This window comes from Pseudomonas sp. MWU347, from assembly GCF_017947305.1.
Classification (GTDB): Bacteria; Pseudomonadota; Gammaproteobacteria; order Pseudomonadales; family Pseudomonadaceae; genus Aquipseudomonas; species Aquipseudomonas putida_A.
This window is the reverse complement of sequence record NZ_JAFGZB010000010.1, coordinates 91,008-112,994: the sequence shown is the minus strand read 5'-3', so window position 1 is coordinate 112,994 and position 21,987 is coordinate 91,008. Positions and strand designations below refer to the sequence as shown.

General features: G+C 54.1%; 19 protein-coding genes. 12 read left to right on the top strand and 7 right to left on the bottom strand.

What is annotated here, in order from left to right:
• The first annotated feature begins 87 nt into the window (after positions 1–87).
• A complete protein-coding gene (locus tag KCG87_RS21285) occupies positions 88–903 on the top strand; it encodes a sulfite exporter TauE/SafE family protein (RefSeq protein ID WP_210558857.1) in 816 nt (271 codons plus the stop codon).
• Positions 904–966: 63 nt separating this feature from the next.
• Positions 967–2,112, top strand: a complete 1,146-nt coding sequence (locus KCG87_RS21280; protein ID WP_210558858.1) for a hypothetical protein — start codon at positions 967–969, stop codon at positions 2,110–2,112.
• Between the two features lie 9 nt (positions 2,113–2,121).
• Here the strand turns inward: KCG87_RS21280 and KCG87_RS21275 are convergent, their stop codons facing one another.
• The 4 genes from KCG87_RS21275 to KCG87_RS21260 form a co-directional block, all read right to left on the bottom strand.
• The gene (locus KCG87_RS21275; protein ID WP_210558859.1) at positions 2,122–3,105 is read right to left on the bottom strand and encodes a hypothetical protein; all 984 of its coding nucleotides are present in this window, start codon (positions 3,103–3,105) and stop codon (positions 2,122–2,124) included.
• A gap of 275 nt (positions 3,106–3,380) precedes the next feature.
• Positions 3,381–3,890, bottom strand: a complete 510-nt coding sequence (locus tag KCG87_RS21270; protein ID WP_210558860.1) for a Bro-N domain-containing protein — start codon at positions 3,888–3,890, stop codon at positions 3,381–3,383.
• A gap of 389 nt (positions 3,891–4,279) precedes the next feature.
• Positions 4,280–4,699, bottom strand: coding sequence for a very short patch repair endonuclease (locus tag KCG87_RS21265; RefSeq protein ID WP_210558861.1), 420 nt, complete (start codon positions 4,697–4,699; stop codon positions 4,280–4,282).
• The gene (locus KCG87_RS21260; protein WP_210558862.1) at positions 4,700–5,887 is read right to left on the bottom strand and encodes a restriction endonuclease; all 1,188 of its coding nucleotides are present in this window, start codon (positions 5,885–5,887) and stop codon (positions 4,700–4,702) included.
• An 81-nt stretch (positions 5,888–5,968) separates the two neighbouring features.
• Here KCG87_RS21260 and KCG87_RS21255 point away from each other — a divergent pair, with 81 nt between their 5' ends.
• From KCG87_RS21255 to KCG87_RS21245, 3 genes are all read left to right on the top strand, one after another.
• Positions 5,969–6,949, top strand: a complete 981-nt coding sequence (locus KCG87_RS21255) for a DNA cytosine methyltransferase (protein ID WP_210558863.1) — start codon at positions 5,969–5,971, stop codon at positions 6,947–6,949.
• Positions 6,950–7,035: 86 nt separating this feature from the next.
• Positions 7,036–9,195 (top strand): ATP-binding protein, encoded by a 2,160-nt coding sequence (locus tag KCG87_RS21250; protein ID WP_210558864.1) that lies wholly within the window; start codon positions 7,036–7,038, stop codon positions 9,193–9,195.
• On the top strand, positions 9,195–10,340 hold the full coding sequence (locus KCG87_RS21245) for a hypothetical protein (protein WP_210558865.1): 1,146 nt from the start codon (positions 9,195–9,197) through the stop codon (positions 10,338–10,340). Before KCG87_RS21250 ends, KCG87_RS21245 begins: the two co-directional genes overlap by 1 nt.
• A 111-nt stretch (positions 10,341–10,451) precedes the next feature.
• Here the strand turns inward: KCG87_RS21245 and KCG87_RS21240 are convergent, their stop codons facing one another.
• The 3 genes from KCG87_RS21240 to KCG87_RS21230 form a co-directional block, all read right to left on the bottom strand.
• Complete coding sequence (locus KCG87_RS21240) at positions 10,452–11,306, bottom strand: DUF2971 domain-containing protein (RefSeq protein ID WP_210558866.1); 855 nt, start codon at positions 11,304–11,306, stop codon at positions 10,452–10,454.
• Positions 11,307–11,387: 81 nt separating this feature from the next.
• On the bottom strand, positions 11,388–12,638 hold the full coding sequence (locus KCG87_RS21235) for a ribonucleotide-diphosphate reductase subunit beta (RefSeq protein ID WP_003227292.1): 1,251 nt from the start codon (positions 12,636–12,638) through the stop codon (positions 11,388–11,390).
• A gap of 553 nt (positions 12,639–13,191) precedes the next feature.
• Positions 13,192–13,452 carry a DUF2790 domain-containing protein gene (locus KCG87_RS21230; protein ID WP_027612631.1) on the bottom strand — a complete coding sequence of 87 codons (261 nt, stop codon included), beginning with the start codon at positions 13,450–13,452 and terminating at the stop codon, positions 13,192–13,194.
• A 475-nt stretch (positions 13,453–13,927) separates the two neighbouring features.
• On the opposite strand from KCG87_RS21230, the gene acs reads away from it, so the two are divergent.
• The 7 genes from acs (at position 13,928) to argR (ending at position 21,972) form a co-directional block, all read left to right on the top strand.
• The gene (acs, locus tag KCG87_RS21225; protein WP_007963105.1) at positions 13,928–15,883 is read left to right on the top strand and encodes an acetate--CoA ligase; all 1,956 of its coding nucleotides are present in this window, start codon (positions 13,928–13,930) and stop codon (positions 15,881–15,883) included.
• A 708-nt stretch (positions 15,884–16,591) separates the two neighbouring features.
• The gene (locus KCG87_RS21220) at positions 16,592–17,365 is read left to right on the top strand and encodes an ABC transporter substrate-binding protein (RefSeq protein WP_027612633.1); all 774 of its coding nucleotides are present in this window, start codon (positions 16,592–16,594) and stop codon (positions 17,363–17,365) included.
• A 91-nt stretch (positions 17,366–17,456) separates the two neighbouring features.
• Positions 17,457–18,146: an ABC transporter permease gene (locus KCG87_RS21215; protein WP_003227287.1), complete on the top strand. Its 690-nt coding sequence runs from the start codon at positions 17,457–17,459 to the stop codon at positions 18,144–18,146.
• Positions 18,143–18,841, top strand: a complete 699-nt coding sequence (locus tag KCG87_RS21210; protein ID WP_210558867.1) for an ABC transporter permease — start codon at positions 18,143–18,145, stop codon at positions 18,839–18,841. The genes KCG87_RS21215 and KCG87_RS21210 overlap by 4 nt, the downstream gene beginning before the upstream one ends.
• Before the next feature lies 1 nt (position 18,842).
• Complete coding sequence (locus tag KCG87_RS21205; protein ID WP_134787129.1) at positions 18,843–19,955, top strand: M14 family metallopeptidase; 1,113 nt, start codon at positions 18,843–18,845, stop codon at positions 19,953–19,955.
• 27 nt (positions 19,956–19,982) lie between these two features.
• Positions 19,983–20,747, top strand: coding sequence for an ATP-binding cassette domain-containing protein (locus KCG87_RS21200; RefSeq protein WP_003227281.1), 765 nt, complete (start codon positions 19,983–19,985; stop codon positions 20,745–20,747).
• Positions 20,748–20,979: 232 nt separating this feature from the next.
• Positions 20,980–21,972, top strand: coding sequence for a transcriptional regulator ArgR (argR, locus tag KCG87_RS21195; protein WP_167734168.1), 993 nt, complete (start codon positions 20,980–20,982; stop codon positions 21,970–21,972).
• Positions 21,973–21,987: the final 15 nt, after the last annotated feature.

Below are 21,987 nucleotides of genomic sequence, written 5' to 3'. Positions count from 1 at the left end.
AACGCAAACATTATTGGCTGAGTTGCTGAAGCAGGCCAAGCCGACCCGCACTATCGTCGACCGCTCCCCATCACCGGAAGACGCGCCATGTTCTATCTCCTGCTAACCCTGTTCGGCTGCCTGACCGGGATCACCGCCGTGCTCTTCGGCTTCGGCGGCGGCTTCGTCGTCGTGCCGCTGCTCTACCGCATGCTCACCGCCAGCCACGGCGCCGACGACCCCATCAGCCAATCGGCCATGCACATCGCCGTCGCCACCTCGACCTGCGTGATGATCGTCAACGCCCTGATCGCCACCGACAAACACCGCCGCGCCGGCAACCTGATCCGCCATTACCTGTGGCCCCTCGGCGGCTTCATCGCCCTGGGCGCGATCATCGGCGCGATCGCCGCGGTGTGGGTCAGCGGCGAGGTCATCCGCTACGCCTTCATCGCCTACCTCGGCGTGACCATCATCGACTGCCTGCTCAGACGCGGCTTCCTCACCCGCAGCGAAGGTGTCATTCCACGCCGATTGGATCGCAAGGAAATATCCGCCGGCGGTGTAGGCATCGGCGCCATCGCCACGTTCCTCGGCGTAGGAGGAAGCGTCATGACCGTGCCGCTCCTGCGCCGCTGCGGACTGAGCATGTCCCAGGCCACGTCCATGGCCAATCCGCTGAGCGTGCCGGTGGCGGTGGCCGGGACGCTGACCTACATGGCACTGGCCGGTTTCAGCGAGACGGATCTGGGCGCGTGGTTTGTCGGGTATGTGGATTTGCTGGCGTTTGCGGTGCTGACGCTGGGGTCCTTGGTCGGGATTCGCTTGGCCACGCCGTGGATCGGACGGATACCGGATCGGCTGCATGCGTGGGTATACATCGCACTGCTGATCATCGTGATGCTGGGCATGCTGCTCAAGTAGAGCCTCGATTCCTGCGCGCATCCTCTGCATACTTCGCAGCCTCATTCATTCAGGGATCGATCCATGCTCAAGGGACTGCTGCGCCTGGCGCCATACGCTGCGGCGCTGTTTACACTGATTTCCACCGCCCATGCCGAAGATGGCCGGCGCGTGTTCACCGGTACGCTGGGCAAGATGCCGATTGTGGTGGAGCTCAACACCACGCAGCAGGACGAAGTTACCGGCCGCTACTTCTATGAGAAGTATCACCGCGACCTGGAGCTCAGTGGCTCGCTCCAAGACAGCACGTTGAACCTCGTCGAAGGCAACAACCGCTATGGCGACGACAAACCGTTGCCCACCTTGAAGCTGAAATCCACCGCCAATGGCTGGCAGGGCGAATGGCAAAACCCCAAGGGCAAGAAGCTGCCGGTGCAACTGACCGAAGCCAAACTTCCTGCGCCGAGCGCAACTACGCTGCCCTTTATTGCCACTTTGCCGAAGAGCGATCCCTACGAGTATTTGCGCTTACAGGGACTCAAACTCAAACCGGAGAAGAAAGAAAACTTCATGGGCTACGACCTGCAATGGTGGACGGAGCCTGAGTCGAAGATTTCGCTGTTCAGTGTCGAGTCTGGCTATACGAAGGAAGAGCAGCAGCGGATCAACAACCACTTGCTCGGACGGCTCTGGACTGAAGTCATTAGTTATCACGCCTGCATGCTGCAAGGTGGAGAAAACGCCGAGCAATGGCAGAGCGTCGCGCCCACGTTCTTGTCGCCCGACGTGGTCAGCTTGAATATCAACACCGGTTACGACTGCGGCGGCGCGCACCCTGATGTCGGCAACTCACCGATCAACCTCAATGCTCATACTGGCGAAGCAATAAAGCTGGAAGACGTGCTTGGAGTCGGACGCGAAGGCTCTTCGACCGGAGATAGCAAAGGCAGCCAGAGTGACGTGTTTGTGCAATGGTTGATAAAGCAATTCACCTCGCTGTATCCCAACGAAATGAAGAAGCCGGCTGTAGGTGACGAGGACAGTTGCGACTACACCGATGAAAATGTCTGGGTCGTTTCCGATTGGTACTTCACCGCGAAGGGCATTTATCTCGGGCCGTATTTCCCTCGTGTACAACGCGGTTGCGATGAGCCCGAATGGACGATCCTGCCGTACTCAGTGGTCAAACAGCATCCCGGTGCAGCCAAACTGCAACTGCCCCAGGGCTGACCCCGAGCATCACACCAACCCCGGCGCCTCCCGCACAATAAAGTGATCCAGGTTCTCGATGTTGGCACTAAACACCCCGAACGTCTGTTCGGGGTTTTTCTTGCTCGGCACCTGCTTCAACTCCGGCGTCACGCCATAGAAGAAACAGAACAACTCCTTGTCACTGTCGATCGCATGCTTGATCTCTTCCAGAAACGCCTTGCGCTTACGGTAGTTGTCGATCAACTTCTTGCTCAAGTACACGTTCACCGAATACGGCTTCTTCTTCGCCTCATCCGCCTGCTTGAACCAGACCTTCTGCTCGAAATCGATGCGAAAACTCTGGGTGTAATCCTTGATCTCCTTGATCTTGCCCCAGTAGATCAGCCCCTTGTTGTCCGTCAGATACTCGATCTTCTTGAAGAACGAGCCATAAGGCGCCGTGTGCTCGCCGATCTTCAACGGCATGCGCTTAAGCAACTCCTTGTCGGCGAAGTTCGACACAAAACACTCCACCGGATGCGCAAACACACTGGTCTTGTCCGGCGCCGTCTCACGCCCCGGCGACTCCCTGGAACTCACCTGCGCCACCCGCACCGGATCATCCCGCAACACCTCCGCCGCCCCCGCAGGCGCAGCTGGCTTGCGCACATACTCACGCCGCGTCAGCAACAACTCCGACGGAAAATGCTCCTCCCGCCCGTCATCCACTTCGCCATCCGCCGTCTCAACCCCGGACGCCGACGCCTTCAAACTCACATACGGACAACCCGCCACATGCTGCGTACCGGTCAAGTTCTTGAAGTGCGGCGTGCGCACGTAATTCACGTTCTTGGCGTTGAACGTGCCCAACTCGTTCGACGCATCGAACGCTGAACGACAGGCATCGTTGGGGCACTGGAAATGCTCCTTGGCCGAATCGAACGCCACCGTCTCATCAAAATTGAGATCGCGAACGTCATAGATCGACAACTTGTCGTCGAGGCTGAGGCAGTAGGCGAGATCGAATTTCATGGCAGGGCTCGGATCCTTGAGTGGGGGAGGGGTATTAATAGCGGGAGGCGCGGCGGGTTGCACTGATTGTTTTCAGGATGATGCGGAATCTGTGGGGGGCAGCCTGCTGGCGATTCCAGGCATCAGCCAGATTTCAATCCTCACCCCGCCACTGCGGGCAGCACATCACCCCTGTGGCGAGGGAGCTTGCTCCCGCTGGGCAGCGAAGCAGCCCCAAGCATTTTGAGCCAAAAAAAATCCGCTGCTTGAACCTCAAACAGCGGATCTTCAAACCATCAGCAACCACGCAACAATCGCGAGGCCCTACGCCACCAGGATTCTTGTCGATTGAACGGATCCTCCGCCAGCAAACAAGGCATATCCCGCAACCGGATCCACGGCTCATCCTGCCAGTGCAGCGTGCTCAGCGACATCTGCGGCCAACTCAAGACACTCAACGTCGGACGCTCAACCGAACGCGCCGGACGTGCATCACGCAGAGCAGGCACAACCTGATGCGTCAGCCACTCACGAAGCTGCCGATACTCAGGACAGTAGTGATAGATCAGCAGTGCATACACACCGGACTCACTCACCATCATGTGGTCTTCAGCTACGCCATAGGTTTCCACGCACATCATCTGTCGCTGATCAGCGTCGAGTTTGCGCAACTGGCGCTCATCAAGATGTTTGCCCATCAACCGGCCCAGTTCATGGACGCAGAACCACGCCTGGTTCTCAACCAGCAGAGCGTGTAGATGGGTTTTGTTACGAGTGAAACGAGTCGGGAGAAGTGGTTCAGACATGGCATGCCTCCAGACCTGGAAGCACGGGATTCGAACGGCGAGTACAGCGATTCACCTTCATCATGAAGGTTTGATAGTCAGGCATTTCCATTTACCTCTGGCTGCTTTCTTAGGGCATTCGTTAGGGTGTCGGGAGCTAAGAAACCCACCAGAGACGGGCCGGACATATTCCCCTTTCGGGTCTTGTATTCGCCCACTCCCGACATAACGGGACTTTTCGCAGGCGTAGAGAAACCGCAGACGAAAAAAAGCCGCATGACTGTCGGGTGCGGAAAACCGCTCTGGTTGAGGCGTTTCTTAGGCGCCGAGTTGTGAGCCTAGGGGCTCAGCGCTACATGGTCAAGCCTTCAAAAACGCCAACTCTTTTGAGGTGAAAAGTTGTGTAGTCCTTAGGCTTCAACGTTGAACACCTTTTGGATTTCAGTGCGTAGGAGATCTCTGTTTTTTGTGTGGCACTCCCAGACCGTTACCACCCGCCATCCCAGATTGATCAGAGCCTGTTGGGCATTGAGATCCCTTTCAACATTTTTCGTAAATTTGGTTAGCCAAAAATCGACCCTGCTTGTTGGCATGTATGCATATTTACACTCGGGATGTCGGTGCCAAAAACAGCCGTGAACGAACATGCATAATCGATATTTCGGGAACACCAGATCTGGTGTTCCCGGCAGGTCTTTTCTGTGCAAGCGGAATCGAAGTCCCATCTGGTGACATAGTGAACGCACGACCATTTCTGGTTTTGTATTCTTTCCCCGAATCTTGGACATGATCCTGGAGCGATGCTCGGGGGAAACTACGTCTGCACTCATTTACACCTCAGTCAAAGGGAAGCTCATGTTCAGCCACGTCATCACTGCGTTGCTGTCCTGAAGTCCAGTTTCGCGAAGAAGCTCAACAATGTCTCTTCCTGCAAGGATCATCACAGGATGACCATCTTCGACGATCTCCTTATAGGCTTGGTCATGAAGCCAGGAGGTGGTGATGATCACACCGAATTGTCGATGCCGTAGGCGGGAGATCAGCCTGGATACTTCACGAACGCCTACCGAGTTAGCAATCCCGTAGCATTTAGCTTCAATTGCAAAATCTACTAAAACAGACGTTTCCGGCCTTCCAATTCTGAGTTTTCCCGTACCGTCTCGACCTCCATCGCGATACCGCCTCGTTAGATCGAGTTCAACGGTGTCTTGCAAGCACACCCTCACCAGATGTGCTGCGCATGCCTCAAATGCATACGGATCTGACTCGAAATGCTTGTGTAGGATCGAAAGCATTTTCATGTCTTCTTTCGAAGATGGCAGCTGTTCCTTTTTTGAGCGGATAGGCTGAGATCGTTTTGCAATCAGAGGAGTGTATTGCCCGGAGCGAACCCATTTCATCCACTCAAGCGGTGCGTGTTCGCTATCGCTTGCTCGCGTGCCATTGATGATGTCCGTCAGCCAATCCCGTGAAATTTCTGACAAATCGAGAATTGTGAAAGTCGCTCTGTAGTTCTGAAAGCGCTGACCTTTGCTGGCATGCCACACAGCTACCAAATCATCGTTGTGAGTGCTTCCGATTCGACCCGGGACGGCAAGCCCCCTGAAAATCACATCTCGATAGATCCCTGCTTTGGTGAAAACGAAAATGGGTGGGATATCTGCCCTGTTGCCTGAGTGTTGTCGCTCGAAAATTAGCTCTAAAAGATTGTTGCCATAGCGATGGGTTTCGTCCAATTTACGCCCGGGCTTCTTGTTATCGCCGTAGTAGGTGAACACACCTGTAGAGAGGTCCAATTCGTCGGGCCAATCACGATCCTCCATGCTCGATAACAGGGCTATGAGGCGTGGGTCATTTCGTTTTCCTCGGATCCTGAAGCCACCTTGATTGCTAAGGTTCAGTAGCTTCGTCAGCGGATCGTCGCTGGAATTGCCATTGCGGCTACCGGCGTAGCGGGCGTCAATCATCAAATCTGAGCTTGACAGCTCGTCAACAGAGTAAACCAGGTTGTCTGTCATGGTGGTGTCCTAGTGCCATCAGTGTTGAATGGTGCCGGGAACCTGGTAACCTGGCTAGAAGATTAATTTAAAGGCTTTGAAATGGATCAGATTCGCGCGTTTGACATGTTCTGCGGGGCCGGAGGTAGTAGTTTGGGGGCTCGGGAGGGAGGCGCGACGATTGTCGGAGGAGTAGATCTTTGGGGGCCTGCAGTCCAATCGTTTAAGCTCAATTTCCCTGGGGCGCATGTTTATCAAGGGGATCTTCGGAAGCTGAGCCCTAAAAAAATCTTAAAAGAAACAGGGCCTATCGATCTTCTTATCTCGTCACCTGAGTGTACGCATCACACCTGCGCACGGGGTGCGAAGCCCCGCTCTGACGATAGTAAGGACACCGCTTTCCAAGTAATTCGCTATGCTAAGGCTATGAAGCCACGTTGGATAACTCTTGAGAATGTTATTCATATGAAGCCATGGTCCCGTTACGATGAGTTGATGGCGGAGTTGAAACTACTTAAATACAACGTCCGAGAGCAAGTTATTGACGCGTCAAAGTTTGGTGTAGCTCAGCGCCGACGTAGATTGTTCATGATTGCTGATCGTCAGGAATTTCCTGAAGTCGTAATGCCGTCTAATACAACGTACAAGAATGTTTGGGATATTTTGGATTGTAGCGGGAAATACAAAATGACCCCGCTGCGTATACCTCGCCGAGCAAAAGATACGTTGGCGCGGGCGGAAAGAGCTATAGCTGAATTGGGTAGCGATAAAGCATTTCTTATTGTTTATTATGGAACCGATGGTTCTGGTGGATGGCAGCGGATGGATGATCCATTGCGCACTGTCACAACAGTAGACAGGTTCGCCTTTGTTATGCCTACAGCTGAAGGGCATATGATGAGGATGCTGCAGCCCGAGGAACTACGGCGAGCCATGGGATTTCCGGATAGCTATACTTTTCCGGATGTGACTAGGCGTGATAAGGTAAAGTTGATGGGTAACGCGGTTTGCTCTCCAGTAATGGAGGAGATCGTGAAGTCTCTTTTTGTTGCTTCAGGCCGGAAAACTATAAAGGCCGCTTAGATAAAAAACTACTAAGTCTGTCCGGGGGATCTATGGAAGATAATGACGAGAACAGGCCTTCAGCATTTCGGCCTCGGGCAAGAATAATGAAGACATTGGGCGAGGAGCTCATTAGTAGTGATACTGTTGCAATTATTGAGTTAGTAAAGAATGCATATGATGCTGGTGCACGTAACGTTCTCATTAAGTTTGATGATGATCTGCGTGCCGGTGTCGGTTGTATTAAAGTAATTGATAATGGCTCGGGTATGGGGGTGGATGTAATTCGCGGAGCTTGGATGGAGCCCGCGACACCTACAAAAAAACAAAATAAAAAAAGCTTGGATGGTAGTCGAAGGGTATTAGGTGAGAAAGGCGTAGGAAGATTTGCAGCATCAAGGTTAGCTATTTCGTTAGAGTTGGTTAGTCGTCAGCAAGGGAGTCCATTGGAGTCGTATGCATTTTTTGACTGGACTCAGTTTGACGACGAAGAGCGATATCTAGATGAGATCAAAATCAGGACGCTCCAGCGCGACGCTATAGAGATATCCTCAAATAATAATGATGTTTCGAAGGGCTTTTTCGAGAGTGCGACTGGAACACATGGCACTATTTTGAAGATGGCTGGATTAAGAAATTCATGGGAAGAGATGAGCTTTGTTGCGTTGCAGAGAGGTTTGTCGCGACTCGTTTCTCCCTTCTCAAAAGTTGATGGGTTTGATATAAAAATCTCGGCACCAGCGCCTTTTCAAAAATTCTCAAAAAGTATAGAACCTCCACAGACTGTTAAATATCCCCACTACACTGTTTCTGGAACGATTTCTGAAACTGGTTTGGTTGATCTGAAGTATATTGTTCACGCGGGAGGGGATCCCGTGCGAGTATTAGGTAAAATTGTTCCAGTAGGAGATGACGGTCGCTGGGAATTTTTGGATTCAAATATTGAGTCGGATGAGAGTAATTTCCGCAGTCCAGCGTGCGGAGCTCTGGATGTCGAACTTAGAATTTGGGATCGAGATGATCTAGGTAACATAGTTCAGATGATTAAAAGCTCAATATCAAATGTGCGGAAAGATCTTGATGCTTTTGCTGGTGTTAATATATATCGAGATGGATTTAGAGTTTTGCCTTATGGTGAGCCAAATAATGATTGGCTCCGCTTGGATCTTCGTCGTGTACAAAATCCTACTCTTAGAATTTCCAATAACCAGATTTTTGGATATGTCCAGATTGCGGCGGACAGAAATCCCGAGTTGAAGGATCAGTCCAATCGGGAAGGCTTGAGAGAGAATCAGGCTTACTATGATCTTAGAGAGATAATGCTTGCTATTCTTTCAAGGATGGAAGTGTATCGTCGTCAGTATAAGCGAAAAGATGATACGCAAAAAAAGAAAGAAGAAGGGGGGCGTCCTGGGTTATTTGATTTGATCGACTTTGACGATATCAAAACGCACTTGTCTCAGAAGCATCCTGACGACAAGACGGCATTAGATATGGTAGATAAAGTTGAAAAAGACTATGTTCGGAGGCTTGAAGAGATAAAGCTCGTTGTCGCTCGATATCATGGGTTGGCAACTTTAGGTCAGCTAATAGATGGCCTGCTTCATCAGGGGCGTCATCCTTTAGCCAAGATAGTTGGATATGCCAGATTAGGTTTGAATAGTGTTGCTCGCCTAAAAGAAGAAAGTGGTGACAGTCCTTTTGTTTCAAAGCTCGTCGAACGCTTTTCAAATATTTTAGGTCAGGGTGGGGTCTTAGATGGCGTGTTTAGGCGCATTGAACCATTCGGCGGTCGCAGAAGGGGAAAACCTGCACAGCTCTATTTGGAACAATTAATAAGAGATGCTCATGATATTCTCGCTGAGGAATTTCAAAGGCTAAATGTGGTATTCAGTTCTCCCGATTCTGAAACGCTAGTAAGTATTGATCCGGCTGAGTTTCAGGAAATTATAGTTAACCTTTTCCAAAATAGTCTTTATTGGCTGAAACTGGTTGATAGTGATAACCGCATTGTGGCCGTAACAGTGAAGAGAAATAGTGATGGCGCGGTGGAGATAATAGTTGCTGATAGTGGTCCTGGAGTACCGTCCAATATCCGTGAATTGATTTTTGAACCATATTTTACTACCAAAAGTGATGGTGTGGGTTTGGGACTCTCAATTGTAGGCGATATAGTGACGGATTATTATGGTGGAAGCTTGGAGTTGATGGATTCTAATCCTCTTGGTGGTGCTGCATTCAGGATTACATTGAAAAGGAGGGTCTGATGGCTAATATATGGAATTTTTTGGTTTTTGATGATGATCAAGGGATACTTGATCTTCTCGTTGAGCTATTAGAGGAACCAGGTCTTTTAGGTGATGACATTGTTCGCTGTAAGACCGTTAATAATTTTGCAGAAGCACAACAATATGTAAAAACGGGTAATTTTGATCTTGTGGTTCTGGATCTGCAAGATGGAGTTGCTGATGCAGGTATCAGAGCTGCTGATGCTGAGCAGTTGAGCGGAGAAAGGATTCTATGCGTCCTGAAAGAAAATCAGTTTATTCCAGTGATTTTTCACACCGGTTACGCTGATAAAATCGTACACCTTGAAAGCCACTTTGTGAAAGTAGTTCGAAAAGGGGCGACTGATGAGCTTATGCGTGTTGTCGTGGATACCTTTCAGACTAAATTGCCCAGTTTGATACGTTATATTCAGGATGAGCAGAGAAAGTATCTGTGGGGGCATGTAGAGGAGCAGTGGAATAGTAGCTCTGAGCTAAATGCGGATGGTGAAATCGCTTATCTTCTTGCTCGTCGATTGGCTAATTCTTTAAGCTCTCTTTCAATAAGGCGTTTTTTTAATCCCGAGTACGACGCTCACACAAAGATACATCCGGTTGAGTACTATATTTGGCCATCAATTAATCCTGGGGTTAATCTGGGGGATATCTATCAAAATGCTGAGGATGGTGGTTTTTATCTGGTTATCAATCCTGCTTGTGATTTTGAACAAGGCAAGGCTGAGATCGTCTTACTTGTGAGGTGCCGGTCTATTGAGGAGTTTTCCGAGTTTAATCAGGTAAAGAATTTGGTCGACGGGAATTTAGAGATCAGTGGGGCTAAGAGGAAAGAGCTCGTTTCGCTAGTTGGTGATAATAGGAAGGCGGCTGGCGGACAGCCGGATAGATATAAGTATCTTCCAGGGACATCATTTATTCCGCATCTAATAACCGACTTTCAATCTTTATCGCAGGTTCCAATTGGTGAGTTTTTAGAAGGTAGAAAATTTGATAGGGTTGCGACACTAGACACTCCCTTTGCTGAGGGGGTGCAGGCAAAGTTCGCGCGTTATTATGGTCGATTTGGAGTTCCGGATCTAGATTTTGAGGCAGTTGCTGCTAACCTTATTTTGTCTATGCGAAGATAGTTTGATTCTAAGTAGGGGGTTGATTCGCCGGGAAGTTCATGTGCTTCCCGTTGCATTTTGCGAGATTTATGGTGCAAAAAAGTGGTCGCTTTGGATGAAATAGTTCGGATTTCAAGTGCGTAATTTGACTATATTTAACTCGAATTTTTCATCATGTTTTTCTGTTTTGTAGAAAGTGATGTGCTCCTTTTTGCTCTCTTTGCAGATTGTTATAATTTCTTCAATGTCTTTTTGGTCTGCTCTTAGGCCGAACGTTATGGATTTTATGCATTGAGGATTGAAATGTTTTAATCCGAAGTTTTTCTCGTCGATGAGTCTTACTTCCTGTTCGTATGACCATTTTTCATACTTGTCTGTTAAGACGGACAGTCCTCCTCGCTGGTCATCTTCATGTTTCAGTTCTTTTGCCAGTTTCTCTCTCTTGGCATTCCATTCATTCTCTGGCAGATGTAATAGGTTGTGGAATACGTCTGTGTAGAACTTTATGATTATTTTTGGGTCGTCAAGATCTGTGAAAATGGTCTTATAGTTTACGGGAAGTTTTTTTGTGGGCGGGATGGTATTTAAGTGTAAATTTTCGTAGCCAATGCAGAATCCTTTATGGTTGTCTGCGTAATGGCTCCACATGAGTATCTCATTATTAACTTGACTTAGGCTATAAATCCCAACTCTTGACATTCTTTCCCTAATCTCTTTGTGCGTTTTGTCCAATTCAGGATTGCCATTTTTTATTATTCTTGCGCATGTTTTTTTGAGCTCTTGATATATTTCGGAACTAAAGATTCCGTTTTTATGCAAAAGGTCTAATTCAGTGGATGCTCTTGTATACATTCTTGCCAGATTAGGGAATGGTGTGGATAGTTCGAATGGGTCGTTAAAGTCAGTGTATTTAGAAAAGTACACGCTGTTGTGTTTAAGTGTGTCCAGTGAGTATTTGTTTATTGCGCGATATTTATAGGTGAGCATCTGATTTTGTCATTGGTTTTTTGGCAAAAAAAACCCTGAGCAAATTCAGGGTTTTATTATTAAAAAATTATAGATGGATTATCAATCCCAGCTCAACGCCCCACCAGTCTGATACTCAATAACTCGCGTCTCAAAGAAATTCTTCTCTTTCTTCAAGTCCATGATCTCGCTCATCCAAGGGAACGGGTTAGTCGTCCCTGGGTACTCTTCCTTCAAACCAATCTGCGACAGACGACGGTTAGCGATGAACTTCAGATAGTCCTCCATCATCGCCGCGTTCATGCCCAGTACGCCGCGAGGCATTGTGTCGCGGGCGTATTCGATTTCCAGCTGCGTACCCTGCAGGATCATCTGGGTCGCTTCTTCTTTCATTTCGGCATCCCACAGGTGTGGGTTTTCGATTTTGATCTGGTTGATCACGTCGATGCCGAAGTTCAGGTGCATGGATTCGTCGCGCAGGATGTATTGGAACTGCTCGGCGACACCGGTCATTTTGTTGCGGCGGCCCATGGAGAGGATCTGGGTGAAGCCGCAGTAGAAGAAGATGCCTTCCAGAACGCAGTAGTAGGCGATCAGGTTGCGCAGCAGTTCTTTGTCGGTGTCCGGGGTGCCGGTTTCGAACTTCGGATCGGAGATCGAACGGGTGTATTTCAGGCCCCAGGCTGCCTTTTTGGCGACCGACGGGATCTCGTGGTACATGTTGAAGATCTCGCCTTCATCCATGGCCAGCGATTCGATGCAGTACTGGTAGGCGTGGGTGTGGATCGCCTCTTCGAAGGCCTGGCGCAGGATGTACTGGCGGCATTCCGGGTTGGTGATCAGGCGGTACACAGCCAGCACCAGGTTGTTGGCAACCAGGGAGTCGGCGGTGGAGAAGAAGCCGAGGTTGCGCATCACGATGCGGCGCTCGTCGTCGGTCAGGCCTTCCGGGTTTTTCCAGAGGGCGATGTCGGCGGTCATGTTGACTTCTTGCGGCATCCAGTGGTTTGCGCAGCCGTCCAGGTACTTCTGCCAGGCCCAGTCGTACTTGAAGGGTACGAGTTGGTTGAGGTCGGCGCGGCAGTTGATCATGCGCTTTTCGTCAACGGCGACACGGGCGGAGGCGCCTTCGAGTTCGGCGAGGCCTTCGGCGACGTCGAGGGAATCCAGTGCGGCCTTGGCGCGGGCCACGGCGGCCGAGTCGTCGGCGGTCACGGCGCGGGCTTCCAGCGCTGCTGCACCGCCGGCGCTGTCGAGGCGGTCCATGTTGGCTTCAGTAGCGTGGCCGGCGTTGGCGCCTTTCACGGTTGCTACTTCACTGTCTTCTTTGTCGAATTCGTCCCAGCTCAGCATGACGTGTCGTCTCCTGCGTGAGGGCCTGTCGCCCCGTGTGAAACCTGATTGGTTGGTTTTTCACACGGTCGTACAGACCGCGTTGGATCTTAAGGAATCGTTTTTTGCGGCAGCCAAGGCAGGCAATAAAACAGAATTTTGTACGGGTTTCCGAGAGCCTCTGACGGGCGCAGATCAGCGTTGACGCTGCTGCGGGGCTTCAGAATGGCTTTTGCTCCCTGTAAGGGAATATTGCTGACCCGATTAGGGCGGCATTATAGGGAAAAAAACACGGCTGTGCTGAGGCGAATCCGCGCATGGAGCGGTCGAGGAGGCTGGTTTTTCGATGAGAGTGCGGGTTTACAGGGCTTTGCCGGGGATAGATTTTTTTTCGCAAAAATCTCGCGATTGTGGATTTGCTCAAAAAACGAACAAAAAAACCGGTTTTTCACTACATCTAGTGTTTTGCAAGCATTTTTGACGACTCCAGACACAACTGAGCCCGACCGAAGCCGGGCTGGAATCGACCCTCAAATGAGGCGCTGAGCGGTCCGATTCGGTGCAGTCTCAATCATCAATTGGTGCAGCCGTTGCCCATGACGCTGTAACGCAGGATGTGGCGCTGACCCTTGGAGTCGTCGTACTCCATTTTGGCCGGTACCACTTCGCAGACATTCGGCACTTCGCTCATCGATACAACTTTGGCGATGTCCAGGTGAGTGGAGTAAGTGTATTCCTCGATCACCGGTTGTTGCTGTGCGACATCAGTCGGGACCTCGTCTGCCATGGCGGTTGCGCACAGACTGCTGAGGGCCAGAACCAATAAAGCTTTCATTTCAGATTTACCTTTTTGAGGTCGAGTGGGGTCACGCAACCTTTTTAGGGTTGCGTGTGGAACTTCATCATTTGCAGTTATTACTTGAGAGCTGGATTAACGGCCTTCGTGGGGGCTGTAACGTTGTTAATCGCGTTTGCCTTGTCGGCGAGGTGGATTTTAGGGAGGAGGGGTGGGGGTAAACAGGTGGGGTTTTGATAAACACTTTTGGCAGATTTGGTAACAATCGGTCGTCAGGGTGGGGAAGAGCGTTTTCTGGCGATGCAATTTGTCTGGGGAACCGAGTTGTCTGGATCGCTTGCAGGCAAGCTCCTACAAGGGGTTTGGGGTGTTTGGGGGTAGTGCGTCGGGCTTGCTGTCTGGGTATCGCCATGTTTTGTAGGGGCTTGTTACTACCATCGTCGAATGGTTCTATGGGCCCGGCCCGGCTACAACGGGGTCATACAAAAACAACTATTCCACCGAGGTAAGAAAGATGAGTGCGGCTTCTCTGTATCCCGTTCGTCCCGAGGTTCTGGCCAATACGCTGACTGACGAGGCGACCTACAAAGCCATGTACCAGCAGTCGGTCGTCAACCCTGACGGTTTCTGGCGCGAGCAAGCCAAGCGCCTCGACTGGATCAAGCCTTTCACCACGGTGAAGCAGACTTCCTTCGACGATCACCATGTCGACATCAAATGGTTCGCCGACGGCACCCTGAACGTTTCCTACAACTGCCTCGACCGTCATTTGGCCGAGCGCGGCGATCAAGTCGCAATCATCTGGGAAGGCGACGATCCTTCCGAAAGCCGCAACATCACCTATCGCGAACTGCACGAACAAGTGTGCAAACTGGCCAACGCCCTGCGTGGTCAGGACGTACACCGCGGCGACGTGGTGACTATCTATATGCCGATGATCCCCGAAGCCGTGGTCGCCATGCTGGCCTGTACCCGGATCGGCGCGATTCATTCGGTGGTGTTCGGTGGTTTCTCGCCGGAAGCCCTGGCGGGGCGGATCATCGACTGCAAATCGAAAGTGGTGATCACCGCTGACGAAGGCATTCGCGCCGGCAAGAAGATCTCGCTGAAGGCCAACGTCGACGACGCGCTGACCAACCCGGAAACCAGCAGCATCCAGAAAGTCATCGTGTGTAAGCGCACCGGTGGCGACATCAAGTGGAACCAGCATCGCGACATCTGGTACGAAGACCTGATGAAAGTGGCGGGCACTGTCTGCGCGCCGAAAGAGATGGGCGCCGAAGAAGCGCTGTTCATCCTTTATACCTCCGGCTCGACCGGCAAGCCGAAGGGCGTGCAGCACACCACCGGCGGTTATCTGCTGTATGCGGCGATGACCCACGAGCGCGTGTTCGACTACCGTCCAGGCGAAATCTACTGGTGCACCGCCGACGTCGGCTGGGTCACCGGCCACAGCTACATCGTCTACGGCCCGCTGGCCAATGGCGCGACCACGCTGCTGTTCGAAGGCGTGCCGAACTACCCGGACATCACCCGGGTGGCGAAGATCGTCGACAAGCACAAGGTCAACATCCTCTACACCGCGCCGACCGCGATCCGCGCGATGATGGCGTCCGGCACCGCTGCCGTTGAGGGCGCGGATGGCAGCAGCCTGCGTCTGCTCGGTTCGGTGGGCGAGCCGATCAACCCGGAAGCCTGGGACTGGTACTACAAGAATGTCGGCAAGTCGCGTTGCCCGATCGTCGATACCTGGTGGCAGACCGAAACCGGCGGCAACATGATGAGCCCGCTGCCGGGCGCGCATGCACTGAAGCCGGGTTCGGCGGCACGTCCGTTCTTCGGTGTGGTGCCGGCGCTGGTCGACAACCTCGGCAACATTATCGAGGGCGAGGCCGAGGGCAATCTGGTGATTCTCGATTCGTGGCCGGGTCAGGCGCGCACGCTGTATGGCGACCATGACCGCTTCGTCGACACCTACTTCAAGACCTTCCGCGGCATGTACTTCACCGGTGACGGTGCGCGGCGTGACGCCGATGGTTACTACTGGATCACCGGGCGTGTCGACGACGTGCTCAACGTCTCCGGCCACCGCATGGGCACCGCCGAGATCGAAAGCGCGATGGTCGCCCACCCGAAAGTCGCCGAAGCGGCGGTGGTCGGTGTGCCGCACGACATCAAGGGGCAGGGCATTTATGTCTACGTCACCTTGAAGAATGGCGAAGAGCCGAGCGAGCAACTGCGTCTGGAACTGAAGAACTGGGTGCGCAAAGAGATCGGCCCGATTGCTTCGCCGGACGTGATCCAGTGGGCGCCGGGGCTGCCGAAGACGCGTTCGGGCAAGATCATGCGGCGGATTCTGCGCAAGATTGCTACGGCTGAGTACGATGGGTTGGGCGATATCTCGACCCTGGCGGATCCGGGTGTGGTGCAGCATTTGATTGATACGCACAAGACGATGAATGTGGCTTAAGCCTGTCTGATGCATTGAAAAGCCCTGTCCGGTGATGCCGGGTGGGGCTTTTTTGTGTCTGGAGGTTTTGGGGTGGTTTTGCGGGCCTCATCGCGAGCAGGCTCACTCCTACAGTTGATTGGAGCGCGATCACTGTAGGAGTGAGCCTGCTCGCGATAGCCATCTGTCAGACACCGGTGTACTTCGCTGTCGGAATGAAAACCCACCCAACCAATAATTATCGATTTCCCGCGTAAGCCCCTTCCCGCTGTTACCCATGCCTACCTGAGTAACCAAATGTGTAACCGCCCGCCCCGCCGCGGGGCGAAGGGAAACGCAATGCCCCGTTTTAGAGCCTCAAAACCCCCGGTGAAAAATAAGACACAACGCTGCGCTTGCCGGATTAGAAGGGTTTGCGAATAATAGGCCCGCAATTTGCAGCATAGATCGGTTCACTGTCTTTCGCTCTTGCATGAATTTGCAAGGCTGTCAATGCGCTCAAGCGGGTTTCTCTGTGCATCTGTAATTAGTTGTCGCATTGAAGAAATATCGGCTTCGGGCCTGTCGTTAGAATGCCGATCACTCGCTCATCGTGGCTGACGTTGAAACCTCCGAGGGTTTCAATGGGAAATTTCCCACCGATGCTGCGCCGCTTTCCCGATTCACCCATTCGCATATTGGGCTGTCGCTCACTCTGCCGTTTTTGCCCTTTACCGATGGAGTCCCAAGATGAAGAAACTTGTGCTGCTTGGCGCCCTGGCACTGTCCGTGCTGTCGCTGAATTCCTTCGCTGATGAAAAACCTCTGAAGATCGGTATCGAAGCGGCTTACCCTCCGTTCGCTTCGAAAGCGCCGGATGGCAGCATCGTTGGTTTCGACTACGACATCGGCAATGCCCTGTGTGAAGAAATGAAGGTCAAGTGCCAGTGGGTCGAGCAAGAGTTCGACGGTCTGATCCCGGCACTGAAAGTGCGCAAGATCGACGCGATCCTGTCGTCGATGTCGATCACCGAAGACCGCAAGAAGTCCGTGGACTTCACCAACAAGTACTACAACACCCCGGCCCGTCTGGTCATGAAGCAGGGTACCGTTGTCAGCGACAACCTGTCTGAGCTCAAGGGCAAAAACATCGGTGTACAACGTGGTTCGATCCACGAGCGTTTCGCCCGCGAAGTCCTGGCCCCGCTGGGTGCCGAGATCAAGCCATACGGCTCGCAGAACGAAATCTACCTCGACGTGGCTGCTGGTCGCCTCGACGGTACCGTGGCTGATGCCACCCTGCTGCAGGACGGCTTCCTGAACACTGATTCCGGCAAAGGCTTCGCCTTCGTTGGCCCGCAGTTCACCGACGTCAAATACTTCGGCGACGGCGTAGGCATCGCGGTGCGCAAGGGTGACGCGCTGAAAGACAAGATCAACGCGGCCATCGCGGCCATCCGTGAAAACGGTAAATACAAAGCTATCCAGGACAAGTACTTCGCCTTCGATATCTACGGCAAGTAACACGTCTCTGCGACAAGTCAGAAATGGCGCAAGCAACAGGATCTCTGCGGTTTGCGCCATTTTTTCATCCCAACTTTCGAGGACCTGAATCATGTTGAAAGGCTACGGGGCTGTCATCCTCGATGGCGCATGGCTGACGCTTCAGCTCGCCTTGTCGTCCATGGCCCTGGCCATCGTTCTCGGGCTGATCGGGGTCGCATTGCGCCTGTCGCCGATTCGCTGGCTGGCGTGGCTGGGCGATCTGTATTCCACGGTGATCCGCGGGATTCCCGACCTGGTGTTGATCCTGCTGATCTTCTACGGCGGTCAGGACTTGCTCAACCGTGTTGCGCCGATGCTCGGCTATGACGACTACATCGACCTGAATCCGCTGGCCGCCGGTATCGGCACCCTCGGTTTCATCTTCGGTGCGTACCTGTCAGAGACGTTCCGTGGTGCGTTCATGGCGATCCCCAAGGGCCAGGCCGAAGCGGGCATGGCGTACGGCATGAGCAGTTTTCAGGTGTTCTTCCGGGTGATGGTGCCGCAGATGATTCGCCTGGCGATTCCTGGCTTCACCAACAACTGGCTGGTTCTGACCAAGGCGACCGCGCTGATTTCGGTGGTCGGTCTGCAAGACATGATGTTCAAGGCCAAGCAGGCGGCAGATGCCACCCGCGAGCCTTTCACCTTCTTCCTCGCAGTGGCGGCGATGTACCTGGTGATCACCAGTGTCTCGTTGCTGGCGCTGCGTCACCTTGAGAAGCGCTACTCGGTAGGCGTAAGGGCGGCTGATCTATGATCTTCGACTACAACGTCATTTGGGAGGCCATGCCGCTGTACCTCGGCGGCCTGCTGACCACCCTCAAACTGCTCGCGCTGTCGCTGCTGTTCGGTCTGTTGGCGGCACTGCCGCTGGGCCTGATGCGCGTCTCCAAGAACCCGATCATCAACGGCGCCGCGTGGCTCTACACCTACGTGATCCGCGGCACGCCGATGCTGGTGCAGCTGTTTTTGATCTACTACGGTCTGGCCCAGTTCGAAGCAGTACGTGAAAGCTTCATGTGGCCGTGGCTGTCCAGCGCAACGTTCTGTGCGTGCCTGGCTTTCGCGATCAACACCAGCGCCTACACCGCCGAGATCATCGCCGGCAGCCTCAAGGCCACGCCGAACGGCGAGATCGAAGCCGCCAAGGCCATGGGCATGTCGCGCTTCAAACTGTACAAGCGCATTCTGTTGCCATCGGCCCTGCGCCGGGCGCTGCCGCAGTACAGCAACGAAGTGATCATGATGCTGCAGACCACCAGTCTGGCGTCCATTGTGACCCTGATCGACATCACCGGCGCGGCCCGTACCGTCAACGCGCAGTACTACCTGCCGTTCGAGGCGTACATCACCGCCGGCGTGTTCTACCTGTGCCTGACCTTCATTCTGGTGAAGCTGTTCAAGCTGGCCGAGCGCCGCTGGTTGAGCTACCTCGCCCCGCGGAAGCACTGATATGGAACGCATCGACCACGTATTGCCGTGGAGCCATCTGGGCAGCGAGCGCAAGATTTCGGTGTTCCGGTTTGGGAGCGGCGAGCGCAAGGCTTACATCCAGGCCAGCCTGCACGCCGACGAACTGCCGGGCATGCGCACCGCCTGGGAGCTGAAAAAGCGCCTCGGCGAACTCGAAGCCCAAGGTCTGCTCAACGGTGTGATCGAGCTGGTGCCGGTCGCCAACCCGCTGGGCCTCGGCCAGTTGCTGCAAGGCAATCATCAGGGGCGTTTCGAGGCGGGCAGCGGCAAGAATTTCAACCGCGATTTCGTCGAGCTGAGCGCGCCGGTGGCGGCGACGCTGGCCGAGCGTCTTGGTGACGATCCGCACGCCAACATTCGGCTGATCCGTCAGGCCATGGCGGATCATCTGGCGGCATTGCCCGAGGCAGGCAGCCAGTTGCAAGGCATGCAGCGCGTTTTGCTCAGCCACGCCTGCACTGCCGATGTGGTGCTTGACTTGCACTGCGACGCCGAAGCCGCGCTGCACATGTATGCACTGCCGCAGCACTGGCCGCAGTGGCGCTCCCTGGCCGCACATCTGAATGTGAAGGTCGGTTTGCTGGCGGAAGATTCCGGCGGCAGCTCCTTCGATGAAGCGTGCTCGTTGCCATGGTTGCGTCTGTCGCGGCAGTTTCCGGACGCGCAGATCCCACTGGCGTGCCTGGCGACCACCGTCGAGCTCGGCGGTCAGGCCAATACCGACCGCGCTGATGCGGTGGCCTGGGCCGAAGGCATTCTGGCGTTCCTTGCCGAGCAGGGCCTGATCACGGGCGAGTGGCCGAAACCGGCCAACGAAGCGTGCGAAGGCATGCCGTTCGAAGGCACTGAATTACTGTTGGCGCCGCACCCCGGCGTGGTGAGTTTTCTGCGTAAACCCGGCGAGTGGGTTGAAGCCGGGGATGAGATTTTCGAAGTGATCGACCCTGTGTCCGATCGGGTCAGCACGGTGTGTGCTGGTACGTCCGGGGTGCTGTTTGCCATTGAACGGCTGCGCTATGCCCAACCCGGTTTCTGGCTGGCCAAGGTGGCGGGGCGCGAAGCGCTGCGTCACGGGCGCTTGCTCAACGACTGACTGACTGTTTTTGTGAGAACCGACCGCATGTACAAACTTGAAGTCCAAGACCTGCATAAACGCTATGGCAGTCACGAAGTGCTCAAGGGCGTGTCCCTGAAAGCGGCAGCCGGCGATGTGATCAGCATCATCGGCTCCAGTGGCTCCGGCAAAAGTACTTTCCTGCGCTGCATCAACCTGCTCGAGCAGCCGCACGCGGGCAAGATCCTGCTCAACAACGAAGAGTTGAAACTGGTAGCGAACAAGGACGGCGCGCTGAAAGCCGCTGATCCGAAACAGCTGCAACGCATGCGCTCGCGCCTGTCGATGGTGTTCCAGCATTTCAACCTGTGGTCGCACATGACCGCGCTGGAAAACATCATGGAAGCGCCGGTCCACGTACTGGGCGTGTCCAAGGCCGAAGCCCGCGAGAAAGCCGAGCACTACCTGAACAAGGTTGGCGTGGCCCATCGTAAAGACGCGTTCCCGGGGCATATGTCCGGTGGCGAGCAGCAGCGTGTGGCAATTGCCCGTGCGCTGGCGATGGAGCCGGAAGTGATGTTGTTCGACGAACCGACTTCGGCCCTCGACCCGGAACTGGTCGGTGACGTGCTGAAAGTCATGCAGGCCCTCGCTCAGGAAGGCCGCACCATGGTCGTGGTCACGCACGAAATGGGCTTCGCCCGTGAAGTGTCGAACCAGTTGGTGTTCCTGCACAAAGGTGTCGTGGAAGAGAGCGGCAACCCGCGCGAAGTGCTGGTCAATCCGCAATCCGAGCGTTTGCAACAATTCCTCTCAGGTAGCCTCAAGTAATCGCTGCCGTTATGCACCAGATTAGGTCATGCTTCGCGACCTGAAGACTGGCTCGGTCCCCCTGTGGGAGCGGGCTTGCTCGCGAAAGCGGTCGATCAGTCAACATCATTGCTGCCTGAACCACCGCCTTCGCGAGCAAGCCCGCTCCCACAATGGATCTGCGACAGCTTCGATTACGGGCTAGCATTGGCCCATGCCTTCATCACCGTTCTTCGTTTCGGATTGCCCGCCCATGACTGCCCATCGAATTGGTTTCCTGATTTGGCCCAGCACTAAAGCTTTGACGCTGGCGCTGGCGGAGGAGGCCTTGCGTGTTGCTCAGCGGGTGCATCCGGAGGTGGTTTACGAATTGTCGTTCCTCCAGGCCGAAACCGTGACAGACGTTGCGGCCGAGGGGGCGTGGCAACTGCCGGGCGAGGCGTGGACCGGCAAGCTGGAAAACTTCCAGAAACTCTTTTTGCTCGCCGACGAGCCGCCTGCCACGCTGGCCCCGGCCCTCAGCAGCGCACTCAAGCAACTGGTGCGGGCCGGTTGCGTGATCGGTGGTCTGTCGGCGGGTGTCTATCCGTTGGCGCAACTCGGTCTGCTCGACGGTTATCGTGCGGCCGTGCATTGGCGCTGGCAGGACGATTTCGCCGAGCGCTTCCCGAAAGTCATCGCCACCAGTCACCTGTTCGACTGGGATCGTGATCGCCTGACCGCGTGTGGCGGCATGTCGGTACTCGACCTGCTGCTGGCGGTGCTGGCCCGTGATCATGGGGCAGAACTGGCCGGTGCGGTGTCCGAAGAACTGGTGGTCGAGCGCATCCGCGAGGGCGGTGAACGCCAGCGTATTCCACTGCAGAACCGCCTCGGTTCCAGCCATCCGAAGCTCACCCAAGCGGTGTTGCTGATGGAAGCCAACATCGAAGAGCCGCTGACCACCGACGAAATCGCCCAGCACGTGTGCGTGTCCCGTCGACAGCTGGAGCGGATCTTCAAGCAATACCTCAACCGCGTGCCGAGCCAGTACTACCTGGAGTTGCGCCTGAACAAGGCCCGGCAGATGTTGATGCAAACCAGCAAGTCGATCATCCAGATCGGCCTGTCCTGCGGTTTCTCCTCCGGGCCGCATTTCTCCAGCGCCTACCGCAACTTCTTCGGCGCCACGCCGCGCGAAGATCGCAACCAGCGGCGCAGCAGCAGTCCGTTCGAACTGTCGTCAGTGCCGCCGGAGCGCGGTTGACGCACCCCGGCAGAA

What these genes read in the sequence shown, in the direction of transcription:
- KCG87_RS21250 (WP_210558864.1), top strand. Translation starts at nt 7,036, where the DNA reads ATGAAGACATTGGGCGAGGAGCTCATTAGTAGTGATACTGTTGCAATT.
- KCG87_RS21285 (WP_210558857.1), top strand. Translation starts at nt 88, where the DNA reads ATGTTCTATCTCCTGCTAACCCTGTTCGGCTGCCTGACCGGGATCACC.
- KCG87_RS21230 (WP_027612631.1), bottom strand. Translation starts at nt 13,452, where the DNA reads ATGAAAGCTTTATTGGTTCTGGCCCTCAGCAGTCTGTGCGCAACCGCC.
- KCG87_RS21220 (WP_027612633.1), top strand. Translation starts at nt 16,592, where the DNA reads ATGAAGAAACTTGTGCTGCTTGGCGCCCTGGCACTGTCCGTGCTGTCG.
- KCG87_RS21275 (WP_210558859.1), bottom strand. Translation starts at nt 3,105, where the DNA reads ATGAAATTCGATCTCGCCTACTGCCTCAGCCTCGACGACAAGTTGTCG.
- KCG87_RS21215 (WP_003227287.1), top strand. Translation starts at nt 17,457, where the DNA reads ATGTTGAAAGGCTACGGGGCTGTCATCCTCGATGGCGCATGGCTGACG.
- KCG87_RS21260 (WP_210558862.1), bottom strand. Translation starts at nt 5,887, where the DNA reads ATGACAGACAACCTGGTTTACTCTGTTGACGAGCTGTCAAGCTCAGAT.
- KCG87_RS21265 (WP_210558861.1), bottom strand. Translation starts at nt 4,699, where the DNA reads ATGAGTGCAGACGTAGTTTCCCCCGAGCATCGCTCCAGGATCATGTCC.
- KCG87_RS21205 (WP_134787129.1), top strand. Translation starts at nt 18,843, where the DNA reads ATGGAACGCATCGACCACGTATTGCCGTGGAGCCATCTGGGCAGCGAG.
- KCG87_RS21245 (WP_210558865.1), top strand. Translation starts at nt 9,195, where the DNA reads ATGGCTAATATATGGAATTTTTTGGTTTTTGATGATGATCAAGGGATA.
- KCG87_RS21280 (WP_210558858.1), top strand. Translation starts at nt 967, where the DNA reads ATGCTCAAGGGACTGCTGCGCCTGGCGCCATACGCTGCGGCGCTGTTT.
- KCG87_RS21255 (WP_210558863.1), top strand. Translation starts at nt 5,969, where the DNA reads ATGGATCAGATTCGCGCGTTTGACATGTTCTGCGGGGCCGGAGGTAGT.
- KCG87_RS21240 (WP_210558866.1), bottom strand. Translation starts at nt 11,306, where the DNA reads ATGCTCACCTATAAATATCGCGCAATAAACAAATACTCACTGGACACA.
- KCG87_RS21270 (WP_210558860.1), bottom strand. Translation starts at nt 3,890, where the DNA reads ATGTCTGAACCACTTCTCCCGACTCGTTTCACTCGTAACAAAACCCAT.
- KCG87_RS21210 (WP_210558867.1), top strand. Translation starts at nt 18,143, where the DNA reads ATGATCTTCGACTACAACGTCATTTGGGAGGCCATGCCGCTGTACCTC.
- acs (WP_007963105.1), top strand. Translation starts at nt 13,928, where the DNA reads ATGAGTGCGGCTTCTCTGTATCCCGTTCGTCCCGAGGTTCTGGCCAAT.
- KCG87_RS21235 (WP_003227292.1), bottom strand. Translation starts at nt 12,638, where the DNA reads ATGCTGAGCTGGGACGAATTCGACAAAGAAGACAGTGAAGTAGCAACC.
- KCG87_RS21200 (WP_003227281.1), top strand. Translation starts at nt 19,983, where the DNA reads ATGTACAAACTTGAAGTCCAAGACCTGCATAAACGCTATGGCAGTCAC.
- argR (WP_167734168.1), top strand. Translation starts at nt 20,980, where the DNA reads ATGACTGCCCATCGAATTGGTTTCCTGATTTGGCCCAGCACTAAAGCT.